Here is a 14,846-nt window from a genome sequence, read left to right on the forward strand (position 1 = left end):
CCCGGCCTTGAGCCGGGATCCATTGGGCCGCGTACACCGCAGTCGTCACTCTCGCGGCACCATGGATCCCGGCTCTAGGCCGGGATGACGGATCAGACTTGGACGAGAAGAAGCAGATGGGGGCATCATGACGCAGCGCTACGACGCGATCATCATCGGCGGGGGGCACAACGGCCTGGTCTGCGCTTTCTACCTCGCGCGCGCGGGCCTCAAGGTGCGCGTGCTCGAGCGCCGCCACGTCGTCGGCGGCGCGGCGGTGACCGAGGAGTTCCACCCCGGCTTCCGCAACTCCACCGCCAGCTACACCGTCAGCCTGCTGCGCCCCAAGGTGATCGCGGACATGAAGCTGCACGATCGCGGCTATCGCATCATCGAGCGCACGATCAGCAATTTCTTCCCCTTCCCGGACACCTATCTGACGCTCGGCGGGGGGGCGCAGCGCACCCAGGCGCAGTTCGCGCGCTTCAGCCAGCGCGACGCCGACGCTTACCCCGCCTATGACGCCGCGCTGGAGCGCGTCGCGCAGGTGCTGCGCGACCTCGCGCTCGAGATCCCGCCCAACGCGGGCGGCGGGCTGCTCGAGCTGGTCAGCGCGGCGCGCCAGGCCTGGCCGCTCGCCAAGCTCGACATCGCGGCGCAGCGCGACCTGCTCGACGTCTTCACCAAATCGGCGCGCGACTTCCTCGACGGCTGGTACGAGGACGATCACGTCAAGACCGCCTTCGCCTTCGACGCGGTGGTGGGCAATTACGCCGGCGTGTCGACGCCGGGCTCGGCCTATGTCCTGCTCCACCACGTCTTCGGCGAGGTGAACGGCAAGTACGGCGCCTGGGGCCATTCGGTCGGCGGCATGGGCGCGATCACCCAGGCGATGGCGGCGGCGTGCGTCGCCGAGGGCGTCGAGATCAGCGTCGAGGCGCCGGTCGCGCGCGTGCTGGTCGACGGCGGGCGCGCCGCGGGCGTGGTGCTGGAGAGCGGGCAGGAGATCGTCGCGCCGATCGTGGCGGCCAACGTCGGGCCGGCGATGCTGTACCGCCAGATGGTCGCGGGGCACGAGCTGCCCGAGGATTTCCGCCGCCGGATCGCCGGGTTCAAGACCGGCTCGGGCACGTTCCGGATGAACGTGGCGCTGAGCGAGCTGCCCGATTTCTCCGTGCTGCCCGGGCGCGAGCGCGCCGAGCATCACACTGCCGGGATCATCATCGCGCCGGGCACGGACTATATGGACCGCGCCTATGACGACGCGCGCGTCCACGGCTGGTCGCGCCAGCCGATCGTCGAGATGAAGATCCCCAGCACGGTCGACGACAGCCTCGCCCCGCCGGGGCAGCACGTCGCCAGCCTGTTCTGTCAGCAGTTCGCGCCCGAGCTGCCGGACGGACGGAGCTGGGACGAGGTGCGCGAGGAGGTCGCCGATCACATCATCGACACGGTCACCGCGCACGCGCCCAACTTCAAGGCCAGCGTGATCGCGCGCCAGATCCACTCGCCGCTCGACCTCGAGCGCAAGTTCGGGCTGATCGGCGGCGACATCTTCCACGGGCGGATGAGCCTCGACCAGCTCTGGTCGGCGCGCCCGGTGCTCGGCCACGGCGACTATCGCGCGCCGATCCGCGGGCTCTACATGTGCGGCTCGGGCGCGCATCCGGGTGGCGGCGTGACCGGCGCGCCCGGCCACAATGCCGCGCACGCCATCCTTGCCGACCGCAAACTCAGCGCGCGCTGGCGCCGCCGCGCCTGACCGCGAGATAGACCGGCACCCCGGCGAGCAGCAGCACCAGCGCCCAGCCGTTCGCCTCGGCGCCGAGCCCGTAGGAGAGCCAGCCGACGAACACCGCCGCGATCACGCCGACGACGCGCGCGGCGGGGTCGTCGCGCAGCAGCTTCACCGCGGCGAGCGCGCTGGCGAGATAGGCCAGCATGCCCGCGGCGAGCGACACCGAGGCGACGAAGGCGAACAGGTCGCCCATGCCGCGGGTGAAATTGGCGAGCGTCACCGCGGTGACGAGCAGCCCGGCGACGACATGCGCGCGCGCCGGCGTGCCCTGCGCGGTCTCGCGCGCGAACCAGCGCGGGAACACGCCGCCCTGCGCCATCGCGCGCGGCACCTCGCCCTGCAGCAGCACGAAGCCGTTGAGCGCGCCGAGCGCGCTGACCGCGGCGAACAGCGCGACCACCTGCGCGACGCCGCTGCCGAAGGCGATGCCGAGGAACGCCGCGATCGGTGCGGGCGAGGCGGCGACCGCGGCGCGTGGCATCAGCGCGGTGATCGCGCTCGACACGATAAGGTAGATCACCCCTACAGCGGCGGTGCCGACCAGCGTCGCGCGCGGCACGGTGCGGCGCGCGTCGGCGACGCGGTCGGCCGGCACCGTCGCCGACTCGACCCCGAGAAAGCCCCAGAAGGTCAGCGCCGCCGCGCCCGCGGTGCCCGTCACCGTCAGTGGCACCGCGACGTCATGCGCCACCGCGCCGGCGCCGCGCGTCAGCAGCAGCCAGCCGGCGAGCAGCACCACCGCGGCGAGCGGCACCAGCTTGATCACCATCGTCGTCATCTGCAGCTTCACCGCGAGATCGACGCCGCGGATGTTGACCAGCACCGCCACCCACACCAGCACCACCGCGGCGATCGCGGCGTGCGGCGCGAGCGCGGGGAAGGCGAGGCTGAGCGCGCTCACCACCGCCACCGCCACCGCGCCGTTGCCCGCCCAGACGAGCGTCCAATAGCTCCAGGCGGTGGCGAAGCCGATCACCGGCCCGAACGCGGCATCGGCATAGGCGTAAGGCCCGCCCGCGCGCGGGATCGCGGCGGCGAGGCGCGCGAACACGAACGACAGCGTCATCGCCCCCGCGATCGTCACCACCCAGCCGAGCGTGGCGTTCGCCCCCAGCGGCGCCAGCGTGGCGGGCAGCAGGTAGATGCCCGAGCCGATCAGATTGCCCATCACCAGCGCCAGCAGACCCCAGAAGGTGAGCGCGCGGCTTGATCGCGCGGCCTCGGCGTGATTGTCTCGCTCTTCCATGTCCCTCGTGTCTGTCCGCGAACCCCGGCGTCTGCCGCCCCTGCTAGTCGACGCGGCGCTGGCGCTCCACGACAATCGCCTGGAGGTCGCCGAGCCGCTGCTCCGTGGCTATCTTAAGCGGGATCCGTTCGACGCGCGCGCGATCCGCATGCTGGCCGAGCTGGCGGGGCGGCTCGGGCGCAACCGCGACGCCGAGACGCTGCTGCGCCGCGCGCTCGAGCTGGCGCCCGGCTTCACCGCGGCGCGCGCCAATCTCGCGATCGTGCTCTATCGCCAGAACCGGCCGACCGAGGCGCTGGCCGAGCTCGACGCTTTGCTCGCGGTCGAGCCCGAGCATCTCGGCCACGCCAATCTCAAGGCCGCGGCGCTGGGGCGGCTCGGCGGCTTCGACGAGGCGATCGCTTTGTACGAGCGCGTGCTCGCCGCCGCGCCCGCGCAGCCCAAGGTGTGGATGAGCTTCGGCCATATGCTCAAGACGGTGGGGCGGCAGGCCGAGGGGGTCGCGGCCTATCGCCGCGCCATCGCGCTGCGGCCGGTGCTGGGCGAGGCGTGGTGGAGCCTCGCCAACCTCAAGACGGTGCGCTTCGACGACGATGACGTCGCGGCGATGGAGCGCGCGTTGATCGAGGCCGGCGAGGACGAGGATCGCTTCCACCTCGACTTCGCGCTCGGCAAGGCGTGGGAGGAGCGCGGCGACGCCGACCGCGCCTTCGCGCATTACGCCGCGGGCAACGCGCGGCGGCGGCGCGGCATCGTCTACGACGCCGACGCGACCGAGGCGTTCGTCGACGCGAGCGTCGCGCTCGCCACCCCCGACTTCTTCGCCGCGCGCAGCGGCTGGGGCTGTCCGGCGCGCGACCCGATCTTCGTGCTCGGCATGCCGCGCGCGGGCTCGACGCTGGTCGAGCAGATCCTCGCCTCGCACAGCCAGGTCGAGGGGACGACCGAGCTGCCCGACCTGCCCGCGATCGCGCGGCGGATCGGCGATTATCCGCAGGGCCTCGCCTCGCTCACCGCCGAGCGCGCGCGCGAGCTGGGCGAGGATTATCTGCGCCGCGCCGCGGTGCAGCGGCGCACCGACCGGCCCTACTTCGTCGACAAACTGCCCAACAACTGGGCGCACGTGCTGCTGATCCGGCTGATCCTGCCCAACGCCACGATCATCGACGCGCGCCGCGACCCGCGCGCCTGCTGCTTCTCCAACTACAAGCAGCATTTCGCGCGCGGGCAGGGGTTCAGCTACGACCTCACCGACATGGGGCGCTACTATCGCGACTATGTCCGGCTGATGGCGCGCGTCGACGCGGTCCAGCCCGGCGCGGTGCATCGCGTGATCCACGAGGGATTGGTCGACTCGCCCGAGCCGCAGATCCGCGCGCTGCTGGCGGCGTGCGGGCTGGCGTTCGAGGCGGCGTGCCTCAACTTCCACGCGACCGAGCGCGCGGTGCGCACCGCCTCGTCCGAGCAGGTGCGCCAGCCGCTCTTCCGCGGCGGCGACCGCGCCTGGCGTCCGTTCGCCGCGCATCTCGCGCCGCTCGAGGCGGCGCTGGGCGAGGTGGCGAGCGTCTATCCGGCGGTGCCGGCGACGCTCGCCTGAGCCACGATCAGCGCGCGCAGGTGTCGCCCGCACCGGCGTCAAGGTCGAGGCAGCGGCCGTCGAGGCCGCTCACCGGCAGCCCGATCGTCGCCGCCAGCGTCGGCGCGATATCGACCGTCTCCACCGACAGCGGCTGCTCGAACCCGGCCATCCCCTTGCGCCAGAACAGGATCGGCACGCGGCGGTCATAGTCCCACGGGCTGCCATGGGTCTCGACATAGCCCGGTCCCGGCGCCTTGATCGTGGTGACGCGCGGGCGCAGCAGCACGGTCAGGTCGCCCGACCGCTCCGGATCGAACGAGGCGCGTGCGCGCTCGATCAGCGTCCAGGTCTCGGGCGGGGTGGTCGCCATGCGGGTGGCGGCGAGCTCGTCGCGGGTGAAGGCGGCGGCGACCTGCGGCTGCGCGAGGAAGCGCTTCTTCGCTTCCGCCAGCACCGGCGCACGCTTCGCCGCGGGCACCGAATCGGCGAGATAGACGTCGCCCTCCGGCCCGAGCAGCACCGGACCGGCGATGCCGAGATCGCGTCCGATCGCGGCGCCGATCGTCGTCGCCGAGGCCTCGGGCGCGACATGCTGCTCCATCGGCATCGCGCGCTGCTGCTGGCGCTCGGTCATGTCGTGCGCGCCGTGATCGGCGGTGAGCACCACCTCATAGTCGATGCCGGTGCGATCGAGTTCGGCGAGGAAGCCGCCGATCGACTCGTCGAGCTGCGCCATCTGGATGCACATCTCCGACCCCTGCGTGCCGAGCGAGTGGCCGACATAGTCGGTCGCCGAGGCACCGACCGCGATCAGGTCGGTGGCGGGGCCGCGGCCGAGCTTCATGTCCTCGATCATCGCCGCGGCGAGCGCGAACACCGCGCCGTCGAGCGCGGGCGAGGCGCGGAACGCCTTGGCGTCGCCCGCGGCGCGCTCGAACCGCCCGGTGCCGAGCGTCTGGCCGCCGACCGCGATCGGGCGCGCCAGCGTCTTGCAATAGCCGGGCAGCGGCAGCGCCTCCTGCGGCCTGGCGAGCAGCGCGCCCACCGCGGCGTTGGCGCGCGTGACCACCGCCGGCTCCTGCCGCCCCGTCAGCGAGATGAACTTCTGCCCGCCCCAGAACCAGATCTGGTCGGTGGTGTGGCCGCCCATCATGATCGCGGCGCGGTCCTTGCCCGCCACCGCGACGACGCGCGACCGCGGGTCGGCGCGCTTCATCATGTCGCCGAGCGTCGGCACCTTCAGGTGGAGGTCGGAGGGCGTGTAATGTTCGTGGTCGCCGCCGGCGCGCTCGTCCTCGGCGCAATAGACCGTCTTGTCGGCGCGGCCGACCTTCTGGTCGAGCCAGTTGTTGGCGATGATCCCGGTATGCGCCGGGCGCATGCCCGTCAGGATGGTCGAGTGGCCCGGGCAGGTCTCGGTCGCGGCATGGCTCTGATAGCCCGAGGGGAACACCGCGCCGGTCAGCAGCCGCGCCATGCCGTCGGTGTAATGGCGGCGATATTGCGCGAACAGATCGGCGGAGAATTGGTCGACCGAGATCGCCACGATCAGCTTGGGCGGCGTGCGCGGGGCGTCGGCGGGCGCGGCGGGCGGGGCGGACGGGGAGGGCGGGGCGGACTGGGCGGTCGCGGGCACCGCGGCGACGGTGGCGAGCAGAGCGAGCAAGAGCGATTTCATGGCCAACCTTGATGCATGCGGGGGCGACCGCGGCTATGATACGCGTCCGATGGTCAGGCAAGCTGTGCGCGCGGCGCTTTTCATCCTCGTGACACTGCTGGCCGGGAGCGGCGCGTCGGCGCAGCCCGCGCGCCACGTCGCGCTGACCTTGGTGGCGGAGAGCGACCGACCCGCCGCCGGCGGCGAGGTGGCGCTGGCGTTCCGCGCCGTGCCGCAGCCGGGGTGGCACGGCTATTGGCGCAACCCCGGCGACGCGGGCGTGCCGACTCGCGTGACCTGGACGCTGCCCGCCGGCGCGCGCGCGGGCGAGCTCGACTATCCGGTGCCGTCGCGGCTGCTGATCGCGGGGCTGATGAACTATGTCTACGAGAAGCCCTGGGCGCTGCTGACGACGCTGCGCGTGCCCGCGGGACTGGCGCCGGGCACGCGGCTGCCGCTGGTCGCCAAGCTCGACTATCTCGTCTGCACCGCGGAGATCTGCGTCCCCGAGACGCAGACGCTCACGCTCGACCTGACGGTGGGGGACGGCGCGATCGATCCCGCGCGTCGCTCCGCCTTCGACGGCTGGCGCCGCGCGCTCCCGCGCCCGCTCTCCACGCCCGCGACGTGGCAGCGCGCCGGTGACCGCTTCCGGCTGGCGGTGCCCTTCCCGGCGGACGCGCCCGCGAGCGGCGTGTGGTTCTATCCGGCGGGCGGCGGCGCGATCGACTATGCCGCGCCGCAGACGGTCACGCGCGACGGCGACACGCTGACGGTGGAGACCAAGGCCGCGGCCGAGCCGCTGACGGGCGAGATCGCGGGCGTGCTCGCCACGGGCGCGGGCGGCGGGCTGGCGCTGACCGCGCGGCCGGGCACGGTCGCGCCGCCGCGCGGCGGCGAGGGGATGCTCGCGACCGCGCTGGTCGCTTTCGCCGGCGCGGTGCTGGGCGGGCTGCTGCTCAACGTGATGCCCTGCGTCTTCCCGATTCTCAGCCTCAAGGCGCTCGGCCTCGCGCGCTCGGGCGAGAGCGCGGCGCACGCGCGGCGCGAGGCCTTGGCCTATACCGCGGGCGTGCTGCTGGTGTGCGTCGGGCTCGGCGCCGGGCTGCTGGCCTTGCGCGCGGCGGGATCGAGCGCGGGCTGGGCGTTCCAGCTGCAGGACCCGCGCGTGATCGGCGCGCTGCTGCTGCTCGTCACCGCGATCGCGCTCAACCTCGCCGGGCTGTTCGAGCTGCCGACGCCGCAGTTCGCCGCCAGGAGCGGGGCGGCGGGGGCGTTCGCGACCGGCGCGCTGGCGGCTTTCGTCGCGACGCCCTGCACCGGACCGTTCATGGGGGCCGCGCTCGGCGCCGCGCTGGTGCTGCCCGCCGCGGCGGCGCTGGCGGTGTTCGCGGGGCTGGGGCTGGGGATCGCTTTGCCCTTCCTGCTGATCGGCTTCGTGCCCGCGCTGCGCGCCCGGCTGCCGCGGCCGGGGGCGTGGATGACGCGGCTGCGGCGTATCCTGTCGCTGCCGATGTGGCTGACCGCGCTCGCGCTTGCCTGGGTGCTGGGGCGCCAGGCCGGGGTGGACGGGATGACGCTCGGCCTCGCCGCGACCCTGCTCGCCGCGGTCGGCCTGTGGTGGACCGGGCTGCGCCAGCACGCCGGGCGCGACGCGGCGTGGTGGCCCGCCGGCGTCGCGCTGCTGCTCGCGCTCGGTGGGGTGGCGCTGGTGCGGCCGGCGGCGAGCGGCGCCAGCGCGGTGGCGGGGCTGCCCGGCGCGGAGCCGTTCAGCGAGGCACGACTCGCCGCGCTGCGGGCGGAAGGGCGGCCGGTGTTCGCCTATTTCACCGCGGACTGGTGCCTCACCTGCAAGGTCAACGAGAAGGCCGCGATCGAGACCGCCACCACCGCGGCCGCGTTCAAAGAGGGCAAGGTGGCGGTGCTGGTCGGCGACTGGACCGACGGCGACCCGGTGCTCGGCCGCTTCATCGAGGCGCACAACCGCGCCGGCGTGCCGCTCTACCTCTGGTACAAGCCCGGTGCCGCCACGCCGCGCGTGCTGCCGCAGGTGCTCACCAGCGGGATGCTCGCCGCGCTGCCCGCGGATCGCTGAGTCGGCCACGCCCGTGCTCCTGCGAACGCAGGAACCCGGAGTCACAGAGGGTGACGCCCGCGGTTCTGGGCTCCCGCATTCGCGAGACCTTGCAAAACCCCCCTCCGTCATCCCGGACTTGGTCCGGGATCCACTGTGCCGCACACTCATGTCGCGCTGTTCTTGCGGAGGAGTGGATCCCGGAACAGGTCCGGGATGACGGAAGAGGAGGAGCGTTGCGCGACGTTGGCAAAGGTCTCGCCCTCGCAGGAGCGCGCGTGGTTTCGTCTCACCGGCGTGTTCCTGCGGACGCAGGAACCCAGCGCCACGCAGGACAAAACCCGCGACCCTGGGCTCCTGCGTCCGCAGGAGCGCACTGAACCAAAATCACTCCACCCGCTTGTGCAGCGCAACCAACTCCGCCAGCATGGGTCGAAATCTCGGCTCGTGAGTTGACGGGGGTAGATGGGGACAGCGGCGTTCGACGAGATCATGGGGGCGGCCGATCGCGACGGTGCCCGCCCCGAGCTGGCGGACCTGTGTCGCTGGCTCGACGAGACGCCGTCCGACGAGCTCCGCCGCCGCCAGCGCTCCGCCGAGGTCACCTTCCGCCAGCTCGGCATCACCTTCGCGGTCTATGGCGAGAGCGAGGCGAGCGAGCGCATCATCCCGTTCGACATCGTGCCGCGCGTCTTCCTCGCCGACGAATGGGCGCGCCTGTCCGAGGGGCTGGTGCAGCGGGTCGAGGCGATCAACGCCTTCCTGGTCGACATCTACGGCGAGCGCCGCATCCTCAAGGAAGGCGTGCTTCCCGCCGACCTGATCCTCGGCAACCCGCAGTTCCGCCCCGAGATCGCCGGCATCCGCCCGCCACACGACGTCTGGGCGCACATCTGCGGCATCGACCTGGTGCGCACCGGGCCGGATCAGTTCTACGTGCTCGAGGACAATGCGCGGACGCCCTCGGGAGTGAGCTACATGCTCGAGAACCGCGAGGCGATGGTGCGGCTGTGCCCCGAGCTGTTCGCCAAGTTCCGCGTCGCGGCGGTCGACAGCTATCCCGACATGCTGCTCGAGACGATGAAGTCGGTCGCGCCGCGCGGCAGCGGGCAGCATCCCAATTGCGTGCTGCTGACGCCGGGCCACTATAATTCGGCCTATTACGAGCACAGCTTCCTCGCCGACTCGATGGGGATCGAGCTGGTCGAGGCGGCCGACCTCGTCGTCGACGACGATCTCGTCTACATGCGCACGATCGCCGGGCGCGTGAAGGTCGACGTGATCTATCGCCGCGTCGACGACGACTTCCTCGATCCGCTGGTGTTCCGCCCCGAGTCGCTGCTCGGCGTGCCCGGGCTGATCGCCGCTTACGCCGCCGGCAACGTCGCGATCATCAACGCGCCCGGCAACGGCATCGCCGACGACAAGGCGATCTACAGCTACATGCCCGAGATCGTGCGCTTCTACTCGGGCGGGGAGGCCAAGCTGCCGATCGTCGAGACGTGGCGCTGCCGCGAGCCCGAGGCGCTGCGCTACGTGCTCGACCATCTCGACGAGCTGGTGGTCAAGCTGGTCGACGGCTCGGGCGGCTACGGTATGCTGGTCGGGCCGACCGCCTCCAAGAGCGAGATTGAGCGCTTCCGCGCCGCGCTGGTGGCCGAGCCGCACCGTTACATCGCGCAGCCGACGCTGGCACTCTCCACCGTGCCGACGCTGGTGGAGCAGGGGGTGGCGCCGCGCCACGTCGACTTCCGGCCCTTCGTGCTGAGCGGCGCACGCGGGGTGCAGGTGGTGCCGGGCGGACTGACCCGAGTCGCGCTGCGCGAGGGCTCGTTGGTGGTCAATTCGTCGCAGGGCGGCGGCACCAAGGACAGTTTCGTGCTGATGCCCGGCGCGCCGACGATGTCCCAGTCGGCCGGTACGCAGACGATGGGCGGCATGACCCAGACGCTCGGCGGGCAGGGCTGATGCTCAGCCGCACCGCCGCCTCGCTCTACTGGCTCGGCCGCTACGTCGAGCGTGCCGACTTCATCGCGCGACTGGTCGAGGCGACGCTGCGGCTCGACGTGCTCTCCACCCGTCCCGCGGGCGAGGACGCGTGGCGCTCGGCGCTGGCGGTGACCGAGACCGAGCCCGCCTTCGCCGCGGTCGGCGGTGAGCTGACCCGCGAGGAGGTGGCGCGCTTCCTGCTCGCCGACGCCGGCCACCCCGGCTCGATCCTGCGCTGCGTCGGCATGGCGCGCGACAACGCCCGCGCGGTGCGCACCGCGCTCAGCCGCGAGGCGTGGCAGGCGATCAACGGCGCCTGGCTGCTGTTCGACCAGCGCGTCGCGCGGCTCGATCCCGCGACGACGCTGGCGCTGGTCGATTCGGTCAAGGCGGAGACGCGCGGTTTCGAGGGCGCGGTTCACCGCATGCTGCGCAACCAGACGACCCTGTTCATCCGGCTCGGCCAGGCGGTGGAGCGGACCGACAACACCGCGCGGCTGCTCGACGTCAAATACCATCTGCTGTTGCCCGCGGGCGAGCCGGTCGGCGGCACGGTCGACCGCGACCAATGGACCACGATCCTCCAGACGGTGTCGGCGGTGACCGCTTACCGCTGGCTCTACAGCGACGGGCTCGCCCCGGCGAACGTGATTGATCTGCTGCTCAGCCGCGGCGAGCTGCCGCGCAGCGTCGCCGCCGCGACCGAGGAGACCGTCACCGCGCTCACCGGCCTGGCGCGCTCGAGCGGCACCCAGGGGGAGGCGGACCGGATGGCACGCACGCGCTCGGCGCGGATCGCGCGCACGCGCACCAGCGACGTCATCAGCGCCGGGCTGCACCAGCATCTCCGGGCCGTGATCGCCGAGAACGCGCATCTGCACGTCGCGATCGGCCGGCAGTTCAAGTTCCACTGATGCGTCTCTCGATCGAGCATCGCACGAGCTATCGCTTCACCGCCCCGCAGGCGCGGGTCGTCCAGCTGCTGCGCATGACGCCGCGCAACAGCCACGACCAGACCGTCGCCGAGTGGCATATCTCGGTCGACTGCGACGCGCGATTGCGCGAGCACCGCGACGGCTTCGGCAACCGCACCACGATGCTCTACGCCGAGGGGCCGCTCGACGGCATCGAGATCGCGGTGGCGGGCGAGGTGGTGACGAGTACGTCCCGAGGCGTGCTGCACGGCACGTTCGAGCCGCTGCCGCCCGCGCTCTACCTGCGTGCGACGCCGACGACTTCGGCGGACGCGGCGATCGAGGACTTCGCGCGCGCGGCGGTCGGTGACGCCGCGCCGATCCCTGCGCTGCACGCGCTCAACCGCGCGCTGCACGAGCGTTTCGCCGTCTCGTCGGAGCGCCCCGATCCGGGCCTCACCGCGGCCGACGCCTTCGCGCGCGCGAGCGCGACCCCGCGCGACCTGGCGCAGCTGTTCGTGGCGGCGGCGCGCGCGCTGGCGGTGCCGGCGCGCTACGTCACGGGCTATTGCGACCTGCAGGACGGCCGCCGCGCCACGCCGCACGGCTGGGCCGAGGCGTGGGTCGACGATCTCGGCTGGGTCGGCTTCGACCCGACGCTGGGCGAGTCGCCCGAGGAGCATCACGTCCGCGTCGCGGTCGCGCTGGATGCGACCGGCTCGTCGCCGGTGGCGGGATCGCGGCTCGGCGAGGGGCGCGAGTGTCTCGAGGTCGAGGTGCAGGTCAGCGCGCAGGAGTAGAGCGGCGGCTCACCCCAGCGGCCAGCGCGCCACCGCCTCGTAGCGCGCGCCCGCGCTCGTGAGGTGGCTCTCGTACAGCAGCAGGTGTTCGAGCCTGAAGTCGGGCGTGGCGAGCGCCGCATGCGCCTCGGTCCAGCGTGCCACCGCGGCCGGATCGGCGCTGCGGCGCGCCAGCCGCGCCAGCGTGATATGCGGCAGGTAGCGACGCTGGTCGGGCGCCACTGCGGCGCGGCGCAGCGCCTGATCGACCTTGCGGTGGAGCGCGGCGAGCGGCTCGGCGGGCACGACCCGTGCCCATAAGGTATCGACCCGACCGCGCTGGTCGAACGCGCCGACGCCCTCGACCCGTACCGTCGGCACCGGCGCCATCACGCCGGCGAGCGCGGCGGCGACGTCCTCCGCCTGTGTCCGTTCGACCTCGCCGATGAAGCGCAGCGTCAGGTGCAACTGCTCGTCGTCCTGCCAGCGCACGCCCGCGGCGCCGTCGCCCGTGGCGGCGAGCAGCGCGGCACGGATCGCCGGCGGGGGGCGCAGGGCGACGAACAGACGGTGCATGAAATCTCTGTAACGAACGGTTGCTGTCGTCGGAACGGGGAGCCCGTTCCTTGAAAAGGAAACGGCGCGCGGCGATATTCGACGCATCCGGCATGAGTGCCGGGCGAAGGAGTTTTGAGACAATGGCCAACTGGTCCGATCCCCGGCCCTCCGCCGCCGCGTTCGGCGGAACCGCTTCGGGCACCCGCGACGCGGCGTTCGACGCCGGGCTGCGGTCGTACATGCTGTCCGTCTACAATTACATGGCGTCGGGCGTGCTGCTCACCGGCATCGTCGCGCTGGCGTTCGCGCTCTCGGGCTATGCCCAGGCCGCGTTCCAGTCGCCGCTGCGCTGGGTGATCGCGCTGCTGCCGCTCGGCTTCGTCTTCGCGATGAGCTTCGGCCAGGGCAAGTTCACCACCTCGACGCTCAAGGCGATGTTCTGGGGCTTCGCGGTGGCGATGGGTCTGTCGCTGTCGTCGATCTTTTTCGTCTACTCGCCGATCGCGATCGCGCAGGCGTTCGCCGCGACCGCGGCGGGCTTCGCCGCGCTGAGCCTGTATGGCTACACCACCAAGCGCGACCTGTCGGCGTTCGGCGCGTTCCTGATCATCGGTCTGGTCGGCCTGATCGTCGCCAGCCTGATCAACCTGTTCGTGAACTCGGGCCCGCTCGGGCTGGTGATCTCGATCGTCGGCGTGCTGCTGTTCGCTGGCCTCACCGCCTATGACACGCAGCGCACCAAGAGCCTGTACTTCCAGGTCGCGGGCCATGGCGCCGAGATGGTCGGCAAGGCGGTGGTGATGTCGGCGCTGAGCCTCTACCTCGATTTCATCAACATGTTCCTCTTCATCCTGCGGCTGTTCGGCGGCAATCGCGACTGAGCCGCATAGCCGATCCTCGATCGGCGGCGTTAGGAAGGGGCTCGGCGGGTGACCGCCGGGCCTCTTTTCTTATGGGTTCGCGGTAGCGGGCCGGAGACCCAAGCCATGCGCCTCTCGATCCAGGTCCTGCTCGACTATGGCTTCCCCGAGCCCGCCGACGTGCTGCTCCAGATCGAGGCCGCGGCGCTGCCCGCGCAGCGGCTCGAGACGCAGGCGTTGGTGATCGAGTCGGACCATCCGATCCGCGCGGTCGCGGGCGAGGAGGGGGTGGGGCAGCGCTGCTGGGCGCGCGGCGAGGGCCGGCTCGTGGCGCGCTACGAGGCGGTCGTCGCGATCGATCGTGCCGCGCTCGATCTCGCCATGCTGCCCGCGACTCCGGTCACCTCGCTGCCCGCGGCGACGATCCCGTATCTGCTGCCGAGCCGCTATTGTGAGTCGGATCGGTTCGAGCACCTCGTCCGCCGCCGCTTCGAGCGGCTGAGCGGCGGCGCGCTGGCGCTCGCGCTCGCCGACTTCGTGCGAACTCACCTCCGCTACGACGGCGCCGACACCGACGCGCGCACCACGGCGATGGAGACGTTCGCGTCGGGACGGGGCGTCTGCCGCGACTATGCGCATCTGCTCGTCGCGCTCGCGCGCGCCGCCGAGATCCCGGCGCGCTGCGTCGCGGTCTATGCTCCCGGCGTCGACCCGCCCGACTTCCACGCGGTCGCCGAACTGTGGCTCGACGGCAGCTGGCACCTCGTCGACGCCACCGGCATGGCGCGCGCCGACGAGATGGCGGTGGTGACGGTCGGCCGCGACGCCACCGACATCGCCTTCATGACCGTGTTCGGCACCGCCAACCTGTGGACGCAGACCGTGCGCGTCGAGCGGCTGGCGGATTGATCGCGCAGGAACGCGCGCCCTGGGCGCGGCGTTGGGCGTGTCAGACTATTGCCAGCATCGCAGGAGAGAGACATGACCGACCAGAGCCCGATCGACGACCGCGCGCTCGACAGCCTCTCGGTGGCGCCCGAGGCCGGCAACGCGGGCGGATCCAAGGACCCGCGGCAGGACGCCGGGCAGGACCGTTCGATCGAGAAAAGGCTGCAGAAGCACCCCGACAGTGCCGACGCGAAGGTCGACCAGGGCTTGGACGAGTCGATGGACGCTTCCGACCCGGTGTCGGCGACCCAGCCGGGCCGCGACGATCCCGCACCCTCGTCGGGCTTCGACGAGGCCGAGGAAGCGGAGCGCCAGCGCGACGCGTGAGGAACCGCGCGACGCGGAGGTGCGCGCGTGGATCATCGTCACGCCGGCGTTCGGGGCGTCTGCGCGGAAGCGTGTGATCGATCTGGCGTGAATCATCGGGGTGCTCCTGCGAACGCAGGAGCCCAGAGCCACAAGCGT

General features: G+C 72.1%; 12 protein-coding genes. 9 read left to right on the forward strand and 3 right to left on the reverse strand.

Annotated features, from left to right (window positions below):
• Positions 1–127 precede the first annotated feature (127 nt).
• Entirely contained in the window at positions 128–1,741 is a 1,614-nt protein-coding gene (locus EV292_RS14670; protein ID WP_132909973.1) for an NAD(P)/FAD-dependent oxidoreductase, read from the forward strand.
• On the opposite strand, the gene EV292_RS14675 is transcribed toward EV292_RS14670, so the two are convergent.
• The gene (locus EV292_RS14675; RefSeq protein ID WP_132909974.1) at positions 1,713–3,023 is read right to left on the reverse strand and encodes an amino acid permease; all 1,311 of its coding nucleotides are present in this window, start codon (positions 3,021–3,023) and stop codon (positions 1,713–1,715) included. The two genes, EV292_RS14670 and EV292_RS14675, sit on opposite strands and share 29 nt — an antisense overlap.
• On the opposite strand from EV292_RS14675, the gene EV292_RS14680 reads away from it, so the two are divergent.
• On the forward strand, positions 3,022–4,620 hold the full coding sequence (locus EV292_RS14680) for a sulfotransferase (RefSeq protein WP_132909975.1): 1,599 nt from the start codon (positions 3,022–3,024) through the stop codon (positions 4,618–4,620). The two genes, EV292_RS14675 and EV292_RS14680, sit on opposite strands and share 2 nt — an antisense overlap.
• A gap of 7 nt (positions 4,621–4,627) precedes the next feature.
• Here EV292_RS14680 and EV292_RS14685 read toward each other — a convergent pair whose 3' ends face one another.
• Positions 4,628–6,280, reverse strand: coding sequence for an alkaline phosphatase family protein (locus EV292_RS14685; protein ID WP_132909976.1), 1,653 nt, complete (start codon positions 6,278–6,280; stop codon positions 4,628–4,630).
• A gap of 49 nt (positions 6,281–6,329) precedes the next feature.
• Between EV292_RS14685 and EV292_RS14690 the strand changes: the two genes are divergently transcribed.
• The 4 genes from EV292_RS14690 to EV292_RS14705 all read left to right on the forward strand — a co-directional run bounded on the left by EV292_RS14690 (position 6,330) and on the right by EV292_RS14705 (position 12,036).
• On the forward strand, positions 6,330–8,354 hold the full coding sequence (locus tag EV292_RS14690) for a protein-disulfide reductase DsbD domain-containing protein (protein WP_132909977.1): 2,025 nt from the start codon (positions 6,330–6,332) through the stop codon (positions 8,352–8,354).
• A gap of 444 nt (positions 8,355–8,798) precedes the next feature.
• The gene (locus EV292_RS14695; protein WP_132909978.1) at positions 8,799–10,301 is read left to right on the forward strand and encodes a circularly permuted type 2 ATP-grasp protein; all 1,503 of its coding nucleotides are present in this window, start codon (positions 8,799–8,801) and stop codon (positions 10,299–10,301) included.
• On the forward strand, positions 10,301–11,236 hold the full coding sequence (locus tag EV292_RS14700) for an alpha-E domain-containing protein (protein ID WP_132909979.1): 936 nt from the start codon (positions 10,301–10,303) through the stop codon (positions 11,234–11,236). The genes EV292_RS14695 and EV292_RS14700 overlap by 1 nt, the downstream gene beginning before the upstream one ends.
• Complete coding sequence (locus tag EV292_RS14705; protein ID WP_132909980.1) at positions 11,236–12,036, forward strand: transglutaminase N-terminal domain-containing protein; 801 nt, start codon at positions 11,236–11,238, stop codon at positions 12,034–12,036. Before EV292_RS14700 ends, EV292_RS14705 begins: the two co-directional genes overlap by 1 nt.
• A gap of 9 nt (positions 12,037–12,045) precedes the next feature.
• Here the strand turns inward: EV292_RS14705 and thpR are convergent, their stop codons facing one another.
• Positions 12,046–12,591, reverse strand: coding sequence for an RNA 2',3'-cyclic phosphodiesterase (thpR, locus tag EV292_RS14710; RefSeq protein WP_132909981.1), 546 nt, complete (start codon positions 12,589–12,591; stop codon positions 12,046–12,048).
• Between the two features lie 122 nt (positions 12,592–12,713).
• Here thpR and EV292_RS14715 point away from each other — a divergent pair, with 122 nt between their 5' ends.
• The 3 genes from EV292_RS14715 (at position 12,714) to EV292_RS14725 (ending at position 14,708) form a co-directional block, all read left to right on the forward strand.
• Positions 12,714–13,454, forward strand: coding sequence for a Bax inhibitor-1/YccA family protein (locus tag EV292_RS14715; protein ID WP_132909982.1), 741 nt, complete (start codon positions 12,714–12,716; stop codon positions 13,452–13,454).
• Positions 13,455–13,559: 105 nt separating this feature from the next.
• Complete coding sequence (locus tag EV292_RS14720; RefSeq protein ID WP_132909983.1) at positions 13,560–14,342, forward strand: transglutaminase family protein; 783 nt, start codon at positions 13,560–13,562, stop codon at positions 14,340–14,342.
• A gap of 72 nt (positions 14,343–14,414) precedes the next feature.
• A complete protein-coding gene (locus tag EV292_RS14725; protein ID WP_132909984.1) occupies positions 14,415–14,708 on the forward strand; it encodes a hypothetical protein in 294 nt (97 codons plus the stop codon).
• The last annotated feature ends 138 nt before the right edge of the window (positions 14,709–14,846 follow it).

Source organism: Sphingomonas sp. BK235 (assembly GCF_004345855.1).
GTDB lineage: Bacteria > Pseudomonadota > Alphaproteobacteria > Sphingomonadales > Sphingomonadaceae > Sphingomonas.

What these genes read in the sequence shown, in the direction of transcription:
- EV292_RS14695 (WP_132909978.1), top strand. Translation starts at nt 8,799, where the DNA reads ATGGGGACAGCGGCGTTCGACGAGATCATGGGGGCGGCCGATCGCGAC.
- EV292_RS14705 (WP_132909980.1), top strand. Translation starts at nt 11,236, where the DNA reads ATGCGTCTCTCGATCGAGCATCGCACGAGCTATCGCTTCACCGCCCCG.
- EV292_RS14675 (WP_132909974.1), bottom strand. Translation starts at nt 3,023, where the DNA reads ATGGAAGAGCGAGACAATCACGCCGAGGCCGCGCGATCAAGCCGCGCG.
- EV292_RS14725 (WP_132909984.1), top strand. Translation starts at nt 14,415, where the DNA reads ATGACCGACCAGAGCCCGATCGACGACCGCGCGCTCGACAGCCTCTCG.
- EV292_RS14685 (WP_132909976.1), bottom strand. Translation starts at nt 6,280, where the DNA reads ATGAAATCGCTCTTGCTCGCTCTGCTCGCCACCGTCGCCGCGGTGCCC.
- EV292_RS14715 (WP_132909982.1), top strand. Translation starts at nt 12,714, where the DNA reads ATGGCCAACTGGTCCGATCCCCGGCCCTCCGCCGCCGCGTTCGGCGGA.
- EV292_RS14700 (WP_132909979.1), top strand. Translation starts at nt 10,301, where the DNA reads ATGCTCAGCCGCACCGCCGCCTCGCTCTACTGGCTCGGCCGCTACGTC.
- EV292_RS14690 (WP_132909977.1), top strand. Translation starts at nt 6,330, where the DNA reads ATGGTCAGGCAAGCTGTGCGCGCGGCGCTTTTCATCCTCGTGACACTG.
- thpR (WP_132909981.1), bottom strand. Translation starts at nt 12,591, where the DNA reads ATGCACCGTCTGTTCGTCGCCCTGCGCCCCCCGCCGGCGATCCGTGCC.
- EV292_RS14720 (WP_132909983.1), top strand. Translation starts at nt 13,560, where the DNA reads ATGCGCCTCTCGATCCAGGTCCTGCTCGACTATGGCTTCCCCGAGCCC.
- EV292_RS14670 (WP_132909973.1), top strand. Translation starts at nt 128, where the DNA reads ATGACGCAGCGCTACGACGCGATCATCATCGGCGGGGGGCACAACGGC.
- EV292_RS14680 (WP_132909975.1), top strand. Translation starts at nt 3,022, where the DNA reads ATGTCCCTCGTGTCTGTCCGCGAACCCCGGCGTCTGCCGCCCCTGCTA.